11 protein-coding genes are annotated in these 13,570 nt (G+C 61.6%); 8 read left to right on the forward strand and 3 right to left on the reverse strand.

What is annotated here, in order from left to right; genetic code table 11:
* Window positions 1-24: 24 nt before the first annotated feature.
* The gene (gene bioB, locus HCF10_RS20140; protein WP_010207025.1) at window positions 25-1,080 is read right to left on the reverse strand and encodes a biotin synthase BioB; all 1,056 of its coding nucleotides are present in this window, start codon (window positions 1,078-1,080) and stop codon (window positions 25-27) included.
* A 92-nt stretch (window positions 1,081-1,172) separates the two neighbouring features.
* Between bioB and HCF10_RS20145 the strand changes: the two genes are divergently transcribed.
* From HCF10_RS20145 to rarD, 5 genes are all read left to right on the forward strand, one after another.
* Window positions 1,173-1,910, forward strand: coding sequence for a ComF family protein (locus HCF10_RS20145; RefSeq protein WP_145336849.1), 738 nt, complete (start codon window positions 1,173-1,175; stop codon window positions 1,908-1,910).
* Window positions 1,911-1,962: 52 nt separating this feature from the next.
* Entirely contained in the window at window positions 1,963-2,727 is a 765-nt protein-coding gene (locus tag HCF10_RS20150) for a TOBE domain-containing protein (RefSeq protein WP_167656255.1), read from the forward strand.
* A 79-nt stretch (window positions 2,728-2,806) separates the two neighbouring features.
* Complete coding sequence (locus tag HCF10_RS20155; RefSeq protein ID WP_167656256.1) at window positions 2,807-4,705, forward strand: PhoX family protein; 1,899 nt, start codon at window positions 2,807-2,809, stop codon at window positions 4,703-4,705.
* A 179-nt stretch (window positions 4,706-4,884) separates the two neighbouring features.
* Window positions 4,885-5,859, forward strand: a complete 975-nt coding sequence (locus HCF10_RS20160; RefSeq protein WP_015886213.1) for a serine/threonine protein kinase — start codon at window positions 4,885-4,887, stop codon at window positions 5,857-5,859.
* 128 nt (window positions 5,860-5,987) lie between these two features.
* Window positions 5,988-6,872 carry an EamA family transporter RarD gene (gene rarD, locus HCF10_RS20165; protein ID WP_131699096.1) on the forward strand — a complete coding sequence of 295 codons (885 nt, stop codon included), beginning with the start codon at window positions 5,988-5,990 and terminating at the stop codon, window positions 6,870-6,872.
* A 219-nt stretch (window positions 6,873-7,091) separates the two neighbouring features.
* Here the strand turns inward: rarD and HCF10_RS20170 are convergent, their stop codons facing one another.
* Window positions 7,092-7,604, reverse strand: coding sequence for a glycine cleavage system protein R (locus tag HCF10_RS20170; protein WP_145336852.1), 513 nt, complete (start codon window positions 7,602-7,604; stop codon window positions 7,092-7,094).
* A 266-nt stretch (window positions 7,605-7,870) separates the two neighbouring features.
* Between HCF10_RS20170 and HCF10_RS20175 the strand changes: the two genes are divergently transcribed.
* A complete protein-coding gene (locus HCF10_RS20175) occupies window positions 7,871-10,048 on the forward strand; it encodes a malate synthase G (protein WP_167656257.1) in 2,178 nt (725 codons plus the stop codon).
* A gap of 118 nt (window positions 10,049-10,166) precedes the next feature.
* Here HCF10_RS20175 and HCF10_RS20180 read toward each other — a convergent pair whose 3' ends face one another.
* Complete coding sequence (locus HCF10_RS20180) at window positions 10,167-10,613, reverse strand: response regulator (RefSeq protein ID WP_131699148.1); 447 nt, start codon at window positions 10,611-10,613, stop codon at window positions 10,167-10,169.
* Between the two features lie 246 nt (window positions 10,614-10,859).
* Between HCF10_RS20180 and HCF10_RS20185 the strand changes: the two genes are divergently transcribed.
* Both HCF10_RS20185 and HCF10_RS20190 read left to right on the forward strand, forming a co-directional pair.
* Window positions 10,860-12,782: a putative nucleotidyltransferase substrate binding domain-containing protein gene (locus tag HCF10_RS20185; RefSeq protein WP_184745321.1), complete on the forward strand. Its 1,923-nt coding sequence runs from the start codon at window positions 10,860-10,862 to the stop codon at window positions 12,780-12,782.
* Entirely contained in the window at window positions 12,779-13,486 is a 708-nt protein-coding gene (locus HCF10_RS20190) for a 3'-5' exonuclease (RefSeq protein ID WP_131699092.1), read from the forward strand. The genes HCF10_RS20185 and HCF10_RS20190 overlap by 4 nt, the downstream gene beginning before the upstream one ends.
* Window positions 13,487-13,570: the final 84 nt, after the last annotated feature.

Raw genomic sequence — 13,570 nt, forward strand, 5'->3', positions numbered from 1 at the left:
CAACTCGGTCAAAACAGGTGGGAATCAAACAACGGCGTTATAGAACTGCTCGCTGCTCTTCTGCTCCACCAACGCCTGTTCAATCGCCGCCTGGTGCACTTCATCCGCATGCTCTTCACGGGCTTCCGGCAGGATGCCCAGGCGCGAGAACAGTTGCATGTCCTTGTCGGCCTGCGGGTTGGCGGTGGTCAGCAGTTTGTCGCCGTAGAAGATCGAGTTGGCACCGGCAAAGAACGCCAGGGCCTGCATCTGCTCGTTCATCGCTTCACGGCCGGCGGACAGGCGCACATGGGATTGCGGCATCAGGATGCGCGCCACGGCCAGCATGCGGATGAAGTCGAACGGGTCGATGTCCTCGGCGTTTTCCAGCGGCGTTCCGGCAACTTTCACCAGCATGTTGATCGGCACCGACTCCGGATGCTCCGGCAGGTTGGCCAACTGGATCAGCAGGTTGGCGCGGTCGTCGAGGGACTCGCCCATGCCGAGGATACCGCCCGAGCAGATCTTCATTCCCGACTCACGCACGTAGGCCAGGGTTTGCAGGCGCTCGCTGTAGGTGCGGGTGGTGATGATGCTGCCGTAGAACTCCGGCGACGTGTCGAGGTTGTGGTTGTAGTAATCGAGGCCCGCCTGGGCCAGGGCTTCGGTCTGGTCCTGGTCGAGACGGCCGAGGGTCATGCAGGTTTCCAGGCCCATGGCCTTTACGCCTTTGACCATCTGCAGCACGTAGGGCATGTCTTTGGCCGACGGGTGCTTCCAGGCGGCACCCATGCAGAAACGGGTCGAACCGATGGCCTTGGCGCGGGCAGCCTCTTCAAGGACCTTCTGCACCTCCATCAGCTTTTCTTTTTCCAGGCCAGTGTTGTAGTGGCCCGACTGCGGACAATATTTGCAATCTTCCGGGCAGGCGCCGGTCTTGATCGACAGCAGCGTCGACACCTGTACACGGTTGGCATCGAAGTGCGCGCGGTGCACGGTCTGCGCCTGGAACAGCAGGTCATTGAACGGTTGCACGAACAACGCTTTGACTTCGGCTAAAGACCAATCGTGACGCAAGGTGGCGGTGGTGCTGGCGCTCATGGGCGATTCCTTGATTATGCTTTGGCAAGCGCTGCGGGAAGGGCAATACCCACAGGCACGACACGGATGCTCGGCATATTTAAGGAAGACTCATGCACTGTCAACCAATACGAAAACACGAAGTTTACATCTGGTTAAAAAGCATACAGAAATGCTTAATCTGCGACGAGACGACTGAAACAGCCGACTGTGTCTGCAACGCCTGCGAAACCCAGCTGCCCTGGCTGATGGAGCATTGTGAAGTCTGCGCCTTGCCTTTGGCGATGGACGGCCTGGTCTGCGGCCAATGCCTGAGACAACCGCCCGCCTTTAAACAGGTGATCGCCCCCTGGACCTACAGCTTTCCCGTGGACACCCTGATCAGTCGCTTCAAGCACCAGGCACGCTGGCCCCTCGGGCATATGCTAGGGCGCTTGTTGGGGCACTACTTGCAACATCGCTTCGACAACCACCCACTCACCCGCCCGGACATTCTGTTGCCGGTGCCCATGGCCCGCAGGCGCCTGCGTGAACGGGGCTATAACCAGGCGCTGATGCTGGCGCGCTGGCTCAGTGCCGACCTGAACCTTCCCCACGATGAACATCTGTTGCTACGCCCTTATGAAACCGTCGCGCAGCAAGCCCTCGACGCCAAGACGCGCAAACGCAACCTGCTCAACGCCTTCGCCCTGGCCCCTGGCGCCGAGGTGCGCGGCCGCCACCTCGCGTTGGTGGACGACGTGCTCACCACCGGTGCCACTGCCCACAGCCTGGCGCGGCTGTTGATCAACGCCGGAGCGCGACAGGTGGACGTGTACTGCCTGGCCCGCACGCCAAAGCCTGGTACTTGACTCTCATGCCTCGCGGCCGCAACGTCCGCTCATCCCAACACAGCGTGCGCCCATGTCTCTACCGACTCTGCTCAGCCAACATATTGTCCGCCGTCCCCAGCGTATCGCCCTACTGGGGCATATCGCCGAACAGGGCTCCATCACCCGCGCAGCCAAAAGTGCGGGTTTGAGCTACAAGGCCGCCTGGGACGCCATTGATGAGCTGAACAACCTGGCGCAAAAACCCTTGGTCGAACGCAGTGTCGGCGGCAAGGGCGGCGGCGGGGCCCGACTCACGGCCGAAGGTGAACGGGTGTTGCGCCTCTATCAACGCCTGCAAGTGTTACAGGCCGAAGTACTCGGCTCGGACGAAGCCGCCAGCGACTTCAACCTGCTCGGCCGCTTGATGCTGCGCACCAGCGCCCGTAACCAGTTGCATGGCCAGGTCATTGCGATTGAACAGCATGGCCGCAACGACCTGATTCACTTGCAGCTCGCCGGTGGGCTGACCCTGGCGGCGCAAATCACCCACGACAGTACGCAACGGCTGGAGCTGGAGATCGGCGTGGAAGTCGTTGCGTTGATCAAGGCCGGCTGGCTGGAATTGCTGGCACTCGATAAGCCTGCAACACCTGGACACAATTGCGTGAGTGGAACCGTCGACGCGATTCTCGACGCCGAGGACGGCCCCAGCGAAGTGCGCATCGCCCTGCCCAATGGCCAGGTTTTATGCGCCTTGGCGCAGCCCGCCGAGCTCAAGACACTGGATGCCGCCGCAGGCCAGACACTCCAAGTGCAATTTGCCCCCAGCAATGTGCTGCTCGGCACGCCGGTCTAAGCCGAGTAGCGCTTCAAACTGCAACAATTTCGTCACGCCCGCTCCTTATGGTGTCTGCAAAAACCGCAGGGAGCCTGAGATGAGCCTATTAGAAGAAAACCAAGCCACCGACCTCGAACACATGGTCGGCCTCACCCGCCGCCGCTTCATCGGTGCCGGTGCCCTGTGCGGTGCCGCGATGTTCCTCGGTGGCAACCTGCTGAGCCGCAGCGCCCTGGCCGTCAACGCCGCCTCCGCCAGCCCGCTGCTGGGCTTTACCAGCATCGCCGCAGCCACCAGCGACGCTATCACCCTGCCGCCGGGCTACAGCGCTTCGGTGCTGATCAGCTGGGGCCAGCCGCTGCACAAGAACGCCCCGGCCTTCGACCCATCCGGCAATGGCACCGCCAAAGCCCAGGAACAACAGTTCGGCGACAACAACGACGGCATGAGCCTGTTCGCCTTCCCCGGCGACGACAACCGCGCGCTGATGGCGATCAACAACGAATACACCAACTACCGCTACCTCTACGCCCACGGCGGCGCCCCCCAATCGGCCGAAGACGTACACAAGGCCCAGGCCAGCGAAGGCGTGTCGGTGATCGAAGTGCGGCGCAAGGGCGATACCTGGCAGTTCGTCCAGGACTCGCGCTACAACCGCCGCATCCACGGCAACTCGCCGATCAGCCTGAGCGGCCCCGCCGCCGGCCACGAATGGTTGAAAACCAGCGCCGACACGTCCGGCAAAAAAGTCCTCGGCACCTTCCAGAACTGCGCCAACGGCAAGACCCCATGGGGCACTTACCTGACCTGCGAAGAGAACTTCACCGACTGCTTCGGCAGCAGTAACCCGCAGCAAGTCTTCGACGCCGGGCAGAAACGCTACGGTGTGGTGGCCGCCAGCAAAGAGATCAACTGGCACCTGCACGACCCGCGCTTCGACATGGCCAAGAACCCCAACGAACTCAACCGCCACGGCTGGGTAGTGGAAATCGACCCGTTCGACCCGCAATCCACCCCGGCCAAACGCACCGCCCTGGGCCGTTTCAAGCACGAGAACGCCGCCCTCGCGGAAACTCGTGACGGCCGCGCCGTGGTGTACATGGGCGACGACGAACGCGGCGAGTTCATCTACAAGTTCGTCAGCCGCGACAAGATCAACCACAAGAACCCCAAGGCCAACAAAGACCTGCTAGACCACGGCACCTTGTACGTGGCCATCTTCGATGCGGGCGATGGCAACGCCGATCATCCGAAAGGCAAAGGTCAATGGGTCGAGCTGACCCATGGCAAAAACGGCATTGACGCCAGTACAGGCTTCGCCAGCCAGGCCGAAGTGCTGATCCACGCACGGCTGGCCGCCAGTGTGGTGAAAGCCACACGCATGGACCGCCCGGAATGGATCGTGGTCAGCCCTACCGACGGCCAGGTCTATTGCACCCTGACCAACAACGCCAAGCGCGGCGAAGACGGCCAGCCGGTGGGTGGGCCCAACCCACGCGAGAAAAACGTCTACGGTCAGATCCTGCGCTGGAAGGCCAACGCCGATGACCATGGCGCAGCGGACTTCAGCTGGGACCTGTTTGTGGTGGCCGGCAACCCGGGCGTGCATGCCGGCACGCCAAAAGGCGGCTCGTCGAACATCAACCCGCAGAACATGTTCAACAGCCCCGACGGCCTGGGATTCGACAAGGCTGGGCGCCTGTGGATCCTTACCGACGGCGACTACAGCAACGCCGGCGACTTCGCTGGCATGGGCAATAACCAGATGCTCTGCGCCGACCCGAGCACCGGGGAAATCCGCCGTTTCATGGTCGGGCCGGTAGCGTGTGAGGTGACGGGCATCAGCTTCTCGCCGGATCAGAAAACGCTGTTTGTGGGGATTCAGCACCCAGGCGAAACCGGTGGCTCGACGTGGCCGGAGCACCTGCCGAATGGCAAGCCGCGTTCGTCGGTGATGGCGATTCGGCGCGAGGATGGCGGGATTGTCGGCGCCTGATAGACCGCTATCGGGGGCAAGCCCCCTCCCACACTGGACCGCATTCCTAAAGGATAAACGCGGTCACCTGCGGGAGGGGGCTTGCCCCCGATGACAATGGCACAGGCGCCCCCTATCTCCAGCCTGGTGCGTTACCATACCCGGCCGGACGCGGCGCCCTGCTGCGCGCAGGAGTTCGCATGGCCCATCCGTTTGAAACCCTCACACCCGATCTGGTACTCGACGCTGTCGAAAGCATCGGTTTCCTCAGCGATGCTCGCGTTCTGGCGCTCAACAGCTACGAAAACCGCGTATATCAGGTGGGCATCGAAGACTCCGAACCGCTGATCGCCAAGTTCTACCGCCCCCAGCGCTGGACCAACGAAGCGATCCTCGAAGAACACCGTTTCACCTTCGAGTTGGCCGAGTGCGACGTGCCGGTGGTCGCGCCGATGATTCATAACGGCGAAAGCCTGTTCGAACACGCGGGTTTCCGCTTCACCCTGTTCCCGCGCCGTGGCGGCCGAGCACCGGAGCCGGGCAACCTTGACCAGCTTTATCGCCTTGGGCAGCTACTCGGCCGCTTGCACGCCGTGGGTTCCACCCGCCCGTTCGAACACCGCGAAGCCTTGGGTGTGAAGAACTTCGGTCATGACTCTCTCAATACGTTGCTCGAAGGCAATTTCATTCCCAAGAGCCTGCTGCCGGCCTACGAGTCCGTGGCCCGCGACCTGCTCAAGCGTGTGGAAGAGGTGTACAAAGCCACGCCGCACAAGAACATCCGCATGCACGGCGATTGCCACCCCGGCAACATGATGTGCCGCGATGAGATGTTCCACATCGTCGACCTCGACGACTGCCGCATGGGCCCGGCGGTGCAGGACTTGTGGATGATGCTTGCCGGTGATCGCCAGGAATGCCTGGGCCAGCTGTCGGAACTGATGGACGGCTACCAGGAATTCCACGACTTCGACCCACGCGAACTGGCGCTGATCGAACCGCTGCGCGCGTTGCGCCTGATGCACTACAGCGCGTGGCTGGCACGGCGCTGGGATGACCCGGCGTTCCCCCACAGCTTCCCGTGGTTCGGCAGCGAACGGTATTGGGGCGACCAGGTGCTGGCACTGCGTGAGCAACTCTCAGCGCTCAACGAAGAACCCCTCAAACTCTTCTGATTGCTTTGTGTGGGAGGGGGGCTTGCCCCCCTCCCACACAAAGCAGACCGCATTACCAATGCCAGTCCCATTGGTTGACAAATATCCTTACAATCGCGCTTTGTTAGCTGCCTAAGCAAGGATTACGCATGCAAGCCGCCAACCCCCGCAAGGGGTACATCCTGGGCCTGAGTGCCTATGTCATCTGGGGTCTGTTCCCGCTCTACTTCAAAGCCATCGCCAGTGTGCCCGCCGCTGAAATCATCGTGCACCGGGTGCTCTGGTCGGCGCTGTTCGGTGGTTTGCTGTTGACGGTGTGGAAGCACCCGGGCTGGTTCCGCGAACTGCGCGACAACCCCAAGCGCCTGGCAATCCTGGCACTCAGCGGTTCGTTGATTGCCGGTAACTGGCTGACCTATGTGTGGTCGGTGAACAGCGGGCGCATGCTCGAAGCGAGCCTGGGTTACTACATCAACCCGCTGGTGAATGTGCTGCTGGGCATGCTGCTGCTTGGCGAGCGCCTGCGTCGCCTGCAATGGGTGGCCGTGGGGCTGGCCGCAGTGGGTGTGGCGCAACAGGTGTGGCAGGTGGGCAGCTTGCCGTGGGTGTCTTTGGTGCTGGCGCTGACCTTCGGTTTCTACGGCCTGATCCGCAAGCAGGCGCCGGTCAAGGCGCTGCCGGGGCTGGTGGTGGAGACCTGGATGCTGGTGCCGATTGCGGTGGCCTGGTTGTTGTTCAACCCGTCGGCCCACAGTGCGCAACTGGCGTTCTGGAGCACATCCGAAGCCTGGTGGCTGGTGGCGGCCGGCCCCGTAACGTTGATCCCGCTGGTGTGCTTCAACGCCGCCGCACGGCATTTGCCTTACACCGCTTTGGGCTTTTTGCAGTATGTGGCACCGACGCTGGTGTTGCTGGAAGCGGTGCTGCTGTTCGGCGAGCACCTGGCGTCGAGCACGCTGATCGCGTTTGCCTTTATCTGGGCCGGGCTGGTGGTCTACAGCGTCGATGCCTGGTTGACCGTGCGCAAACGCTGATCAAATAACGCACAAACCTCTGCAAGCCCCAGCCGGCTTGGCTTGCAGAGATCCACCCCAAGGTTATCCACAACCTGATCCCCGCCATTTGTGCACAAGCCCTTGAAACTGCTCGTTTTTTGCTCAGCCCGCGCAGAAGCCCGGTCGGCGTGGCCTGGCGCCGGGTCTCTACAGGTTATCCACAGGCCCATGCAAGATTTCCATGCATAACCTTGTGGGTTATTCCTCGCTACGCAACTCCACCATCAGGTCATCGGCCAAGGTTTCCAGCGACTCCTGCAACTTATCCAGGGACAACGTCGACGGCACCTGCAACAAAGCCTCCGCGCTGAACAGCGGGTCACCGCTCATCGGGGCCGGCCGTACATCGGTGCTCAGGCGTTCCAGGTTCACACCCTGCTTGCTCAACAGCGCGGTAATCTCACGCACGATGCCCGAGCGATCATTGCCGACCAAGGTCATCACGATGGGTTTGGACGCCGATGCCTGCCCGGTACTGCCCTCTCCTACCAGCACGCGAATGCCGTGGGTGGATAAGTCTTCCAGCGCCCCTACCAGCGCCTGACGGCTTTCCGCAGGAACGCTGACCCGCAGGATCCCGGCAAACTGCCCGGCCATATGCGCCATTCGGCTTTCCAGCCAATTGCCGCCGTGGGCCGCAATGTTCTGCGCGATGCGTTCTACCAGGCCGGGTTTGTCGGCGGCAATAATAGTGAGTACAAGATGGTCCATGGCGAAGCCCTCTGAATTCAATCTACAAGGTGGACTCGGAAGCCCGCAAAAACAAATCGTGTACCATTTTTATATTTATCTGGAACAATCTAATAGTTTTTTGAGAACATCCGATTCTCCGCTGTGACCGTACGACCAAAGTGGGTCGCTAAACGACGTATTTAGTCTAATTTTCACAACCGCAAGTCATCATGTAGTATGCCCTCCCGAGCACTACATAATGAAAATCTGAATCAGCGCATAAGCTCCGCAGAGTGAGGCAAGCAATGACTGAACACGTTCAAGTCGGTGGCCTGCAGGTCGCCAAAGTCCTGTTCGACTTCGTGAACAACGAAGCCATTCCCGGTACCGGCATCACTGCCGATCAGTTCTGGGCCGGTGCCGACAAGGTCATCCACGACCTGGCTCCGAAGAACAAAGCCCTACTCGCCAAACGCGACGATTTCCAGGCGCGGATCGATACCTGGCACCAGACTCACGCCAGCCAGGCCCACGACCCGGTGGCCTACAAAGCCTTCCTGCAAGACATCGGATACCTGCTGCCAGAAGCCGCAGACTTCCAGGCCTCGACCCAAAACGTCGATGACGAGATCGCCCGCATGGCCGGCCCGCAACTGGTGGTGCCGGTGATGAACGCCCGCTTCGCCCTCAACGCTTCCAATGCGCGTTGGGGCTCGCTGTACGACGCCCTGTATGGTACCGATGCCATCAGCGAAGCCGACGGCGCCGAAAAGGGCAAGGGCTACAACAAAGTGCGTGGCGACAAGGTGATTGCCTTCGCCCGTGCCTTCCTCGACGAAGCCGCGCCACTGAGCGCCGGCAGCCACGTCGATTCCACCGGCTACAAGATCGTCGACGGCATGTTGATCGTCAGCCTCAAGGGTGGCAGCAACAGCGGCCTGCGTGACGATGCGCAGTTGATTGGTTTCCAGGGCCCTGCGGCCGAGCCGATCGCGATCCTGCTGAAACACAACGGCCTGCACTTCGAAATCCAGATCGACGCCAGCACCCCGGTCGGCCAGACCGATGCCGCCGGCGTCAAAGACGTACTGATGGAAGCCGCACTCACCACCATCATGGACTGCGAAGACTCCGTCGCCGCCGTCGATGCCGATGACAAGGTGGTGATCTACCGCAACTGGCTCGGCCTGATGAAGGGCGACCTGGCCGAAGAAGTGGCCAAGGGCGGCAAGACCTTCACCCGCACCATGAATGCCGACCGCGTCTACACCGGCGTCGACGGCAAGGACGTGACGCTGCACGGCCGTTCCCTGCTGTTCGTGCGCAACGTTGGCCACTTGATGACCATCGACGCGGTCCTCGACAAAGACGGCAACGAAGTACCCGAAGGCATCCTCGACGGCCTGCTCACCAGCCTGGCAGCGGTCCACAGCCTCAACGGCAACAACACGCGCAAGAACAGCCGCACCGGTTCGGTCTACATTGTGAAGCCGAAGATGCACGGCCCGGAAGAAGCCGCGTTCACCAACGAGCTGTTCGGCCGCATCGAAGACGTGCTGAACCTGCCGCGCAACACCCTCAAGGTCGGGATCATGGACGAGGAGCGCCGCACCACGGTCAACCTCAAGGCCTGCATCAAGGCGGCCAGCGAGCGCGTGGTGTTTATCAACACCGGCTTCCTCGACCGCACCGGCGACGAAATCCACACCTCCATGGAAGCCGGCGCGATGGTGCGCAAGGCGGCGATGAAGGCGGAAAAATGGATCGGCGCCTACGAGAACTGGAACGTCGATATCGGCTTGAGTACCGGCCTGCAAGGCCGTGCGCAGATAGGTAAAGGCATGTGGGCGATGCCCGACCTGATGGCGGCGATGCTCGAACAGAAAATCGCCCACCCACTGGCCGGCGCCAACACCGCCTGGGTGCCATCGCCGACGGCAGCCGCACTGCACGCGCTGCATTACCACAAGGTCGACGTGTTCGCACGCCAGGCCGAACTGGCCAAGCGCGAGCGTGCGTCGGTGGACGACATCCTCACCATTCCCCTGGCCAGCAACACCGATTGGTCCGACGAAGAAATCCGCAACGAGCTGGACAACAACGCCCAGGGCATCCTCGGCTATGTCGTGCGCTGGATCGACCAAGGCGTGGGTTGCTCGAAAGTGCCGGACATCAACGATGTCGGCCTGATGGAAGACCGCGCCACCCTGCGCATCTCCAGCCAGCACATTGCCAACTGGCTGCGCCACGGCATCGTCAACGAAGCCCAGGTGATGGAAAGCCTCAAGCGCATGGCGCCGGTGGTGGACCGTCAGAATGCCGGAGATGCGTTGTACCGCCCACTGGCGCCGGATTTCGACAGCAACATCGCGTTCCAGGCAGCGGTGGAGTTGGTGATTGAAGGGACCAAACAGCCGAATGGCTATACCGAGCCGGTGTTGCACCGTCGGCGTCGGGAGTTCAAGGCTAAAAACGGCCTGTAAATGAAAAAGCCCTGATCGTGAGATCAGGGCTTTTTCTTTGGGGCTGTGGTGTGGATGTACGCGGTCAACTGTGGGAGGGGGCTAGCTCCCGATGAGGCCCGTACAGACACCGCAAAAATCAGGAAGCCAACCCCAACTCGCGCTTGACCAGCTTCGCCAACTTCACGCTGTCGATCGGCTTCAACAGAAAATCCACCACACTCAAATGCATCGCATCGATCACATCCGGCGCTTCGGCGTCCCCCGACATGATGATGATGGGCAACGCAGCGCGAGTGGATTCGCGCACTTGCTTGATCAACTCCAGACCGTTGCTGGGTTTCATGCGCAGATCGGTGATCAGCAAACCGATGGAGCTGCTGGACTTCAACAAGTTCCACGCCGCCTCGCCACTGTCGGCAGTCATGCAGCGAATACCATCCAAGCCCAGGATCTCCGCCAGCAGTTCACGCGCATCCTTGTCGTCGTCAACAATCAACACGCGTTGTGGCGGTAAATCAGGCTCCAGCATCACGGCGCTCAGCGCCTCGCGCTCGGCATCACTCAAAATATCGTGGTCGGACATACGGTTCTCAGCAATTCTCATCAATCTCCCTGCACACTCGTCAGACATCTGCGGAAGGGCGATCAATGTGCACTTCGTCGGAAAGTTTGCCTAGTGGGTGTTCTACGGGGTTTGGACGATAGTCGTGTAAGGTTTTTCCTTAGTTATGCGGCGTTTTCATCGACCTAGACTTACGTCCAATGGGCACCCGCCGCTCAGGAGTCGACCATGCAGGACGATAACGACAAAAAAATTGCGGTCATGGTTATGAGTAAAGCTGATGCTTTCGCCCAGGCGGGAAAAACTGCTGTATTGCAGAACATCCACGGCACCCTGCAGTTCCTGCAACGCTTCCCGCCGTTCAACCAGATGGAAAACGCGCACCTGGCGTTCCTGGTGGAACAGTGTCAACTGCGCTTCTTCGGCCCCGGCGAGAGCATTCTCAAGCCGTCGGGCGGACCGGTGGAACACTTCTACATCGTCAAGCAGGGCCGCGTCGTGGGTGAACGGCCGGACTCCACCCAAGCCACCTTCGAAATCACCACTGGCGAGTGTTTCCCCCTCGCGGCGCTGTTAGGTGAACGCGCCACCCGCACCGAACACAAGGCCGCTGAAGACACCTTCTGCCTGCAACTGAACAAACCGGCCTTTATCAAGCTGTTCGCGCTGTCCAGCCCGTTCCGCGACTTCGCTTTGCGGGGCGTCAGCAGCCTGCTCGACCAGGTCAACCAGCAAGTGCAGCAAAAAGCCGTGGAAACCCTCGGCACCCAATATTCCCTGAACACCCGCCTGGGCGAATTGGCCATGCGCCATCCGGTCACCTGCAGCCCGCAGACGCCGCTGCGCGAAGCGGTAACGCTGATGCATGAGCAGCAGGTGGGCAGCATTGTGATCGTCGACGAACACAAGGCGCCCCTGGGTATTTTCACCCTGCGCGACCTGCGCCAGGTGGTGGCCGACGGCACCGGTGACTTCAGCCAGGGCATTGAAGGCCATATGACCCAGGCGCCGTTCTTTTTGACCCCGGACCACAGCGCCTTCGACGCGGCCATCGCCATGACCGAGCGGCATATCGCCCACGTCTGCCTGGTCAAGGACCAGCGCCTGTGCGGCGTGGTGTCCGAGCGCGATCTGTTTTCCCTGCAACGGGTCGACCTGGTGCACCTGGCCCGCACCATCCGCAACGCGCCACGGGTGGAGAACCTGGTGGCGCTGCGCGGCGAGATCGGCCAACTGGTGGAGCGCATGCTCGCCCATGGCGCGTCGTCTACCCAGATCACCCACATCATTACCCTGCTCAACGATCACACCGTGTGCCGGGTGATCGAGTTGACCCTGGCCGAAAAAGGCGACCCCGGCGTGCCCTTCAGTTGGCTGTGTTTCGGCAGCGAAGGCCGGCGCGAGCAGACGCTGTACACCGACCAGGACAACGGCATCCTGTTCGAAGCCAAGGACGCGGTGGAAGCCGCCGAGATTCGCGGGCGGCTGCTGCCCCTGGCACAACAGATCAACCAAAGCCTGGCGCTGTGCGGGTTCAGCCTGTGCACGGGCAATATCATGGCCGGCAACCCGGAGCTGTGCCTGTCGCGGGCGGAATGGGCGCGGCGGTTTGCGGCGTTCATTCGCGAGGCGACGCCGGAGAACCTGCTGGGGTCGAGTATCTATTTTGACCTGCGCGTGGTGTGGGGCGATGAACGCGGCTGCGAGCAACTGCGCCAGGGCATTCTCGACCAGGTCGGGGATAACCGGCTGTTCCAACGCATGCTGGCCGAGAATGCCTTGCGCCAGCGCCCGCCCGTAGGGCGTTTCCGCGATTTTGTGCTGACGCGCAAAGGCGGGGAAAAAGCCACCCTCGACCTCAAGGTGCAGGGGCTCACCCCCTTTGTCGACGGCGCACGCCTGCTGGCCCTGGCCAATGGCATCCACGCCAATAACACCCTGGAGCGCCTGCGCCAGTTGGTGGTCAAGGAAGTGATCGAGCCCCTGGACGGCGCCGCCTATGAAGAGGCGTATCACTTTATCCAGCAAACCCGCATGCAGCAGCATCAGTTGCAGACCCGCGAGAACCAGCCGCATTCCAACCGCGTCGACCCCGACAGCCTCAACCACCTGGACCGCCGTATCCTGCGCGAATCCCTGCGCCAGGCCCAGCGCCTGCAAAGCAGCCTGACCTTGCGGTATCAGTTGTGAGCTTGTTTGGTTGGCTGCGCGCGGCCAAGCCCAGACTGGATGCCGCGCAACAACGGCGCCTGGAGCAACTCCCCACGCCTCTTGTATTGGGCGACAACGCGTTGCGCAGCCAGCGCTGGGTGGTGGTGGATCTGGAGACCAGCGGCCTGAATCTCAACCGCGATCAGGTGCTGTCCATCGGCGCGGTGGTGATCGAGGACGGCGCGGTGGATTTTTCCCAACTGTTCGAGCGCACCTTGCACCGCGCCGAAGCCAAACTCAGCCCCAGCGTGCTGATCCACGGCCTCGGCCCCAGCGCCATCGCGGCGGGCAGTGACCCGGTCGAGGCACTGCTGGACTTCATGGAGTTTGTCGGCGACAGCCCGCTGCTCGCCTTCCACGCGCCATTCGATCAACACATGCTCGGCCGCGCCCTCAAGGACAGCCTCGGGTATCGCTTGGCCCATACGTTCCTGGATGTGGCCGACATCGCCCCGCTGCTGTGCCCCGAGGCGCATATACGCGAGGCCGGGCTGGACGACTGGATCAACCACTTCGACCTGCAGGTAGGCGAACGCCATCATGCCAGCGCCGATGCCCTGGCCACGGCGGAGCTGATGCTGATCCTGTTCAGCCGCGCGCGTCAGCAGCAGATCGACACGCCTCAGGCGCTGCAAGAGCGCTTGAGCCAATGGAAACGGCGTAAACACGCGCCATCGTTTTAATGTCATCTCCCGACAGACGCTAATTGCGCCCGCCCCACGCCTCTGACACAATCGCGAATAATTCTCGTTAGTTTAAACCTTTTG

The organism is Pseudomonas sp. B14(2022) (assembly GCF_012030485.1).
In the GTDB taxonomy this organism is placed as follows: Bacteria; Pseudomonadota; Gammaproteobacteria; order Pseudomonadales; family Pseudomonadaceae; genus Aquipseudomonas.

What these genes read in the sequence shown, in the direction of transcription:
- bioB (WP_010207025.1), bottom strand. Translation starts at nt 1,080, where the DNA reads ATGAGCGCCAGCACCACCGCCACCTTGCGTCACGATTGGTCTTTAGCC.
- HCF10_RS20145 (WP_145336849.1), top strand. Translation starts at nt 1,173, where the DNA reads ATGCACTGTCAACCAATACGAAAACACGAAGTTTACATCTGGTTAAAA.
- HCF10_RS20150 (WP_167656255.1), top strand. Translation starts at nt 1,963, where the DNA reads ATGTCTCTACCGACTCTGCTCAGCCAACATATTGTCCGCCGTCCCCAG.
- HCF10_RS20155 (WP_167656256.1), top strand. Translation starts at nt 2,807, where the DNA reads ATGAGCCTATTAGAAGAAAACCAAGCCACCGACCTCGAACACATGGTC.
- HCF10_RS20160 (WP_015886213.1), top strand. Translation starts at nt 4,885, where the DNA reads ATGGCCCATCCGTTTGAAACCCTCACACCCGATCTGGTACTCGACGCT.
- rarD (WP_131699096.1), top strand. Translation starts at nt 5,988, where the DNA reads ATGCAAGCCGCCAACCCCCGCAAGGGGTACATCCTGGGCCTGAGTGCC.
- HCF10_RS20170 (WP_145336852.1), bottom strand. Translation starts at nt 7,604, where the DNA reads ATGGACCATCTTGTACTCACTATTATTGCCGCCGACAAACCCGGCCTG.
- HCF10_RS20175 (WP_167656257.1), top strand. Translation starts at nt 7,871, where the DNA reads ATGACTGAACACGTTCAAGTCGGTGGCCTGCAGGTCGCCAAAGTCCTG.
- HCF10_RS20180 (WP_131699148.1), bottom strand. Translation starts at nt 10,613, where the DNA reads ATGTCCGACCACGATATTTTGAGTGATGCCGAGCGCGAGGCGCTGAGC.
- HCF10_RS20185 (WP_184745321.1), top strand. Translation starts at nt 10,860, where the DNA reads ATGAGTAAAGCTGATGCTTTCGCCCAGGCGGGAAAAACTGCTGTATTG.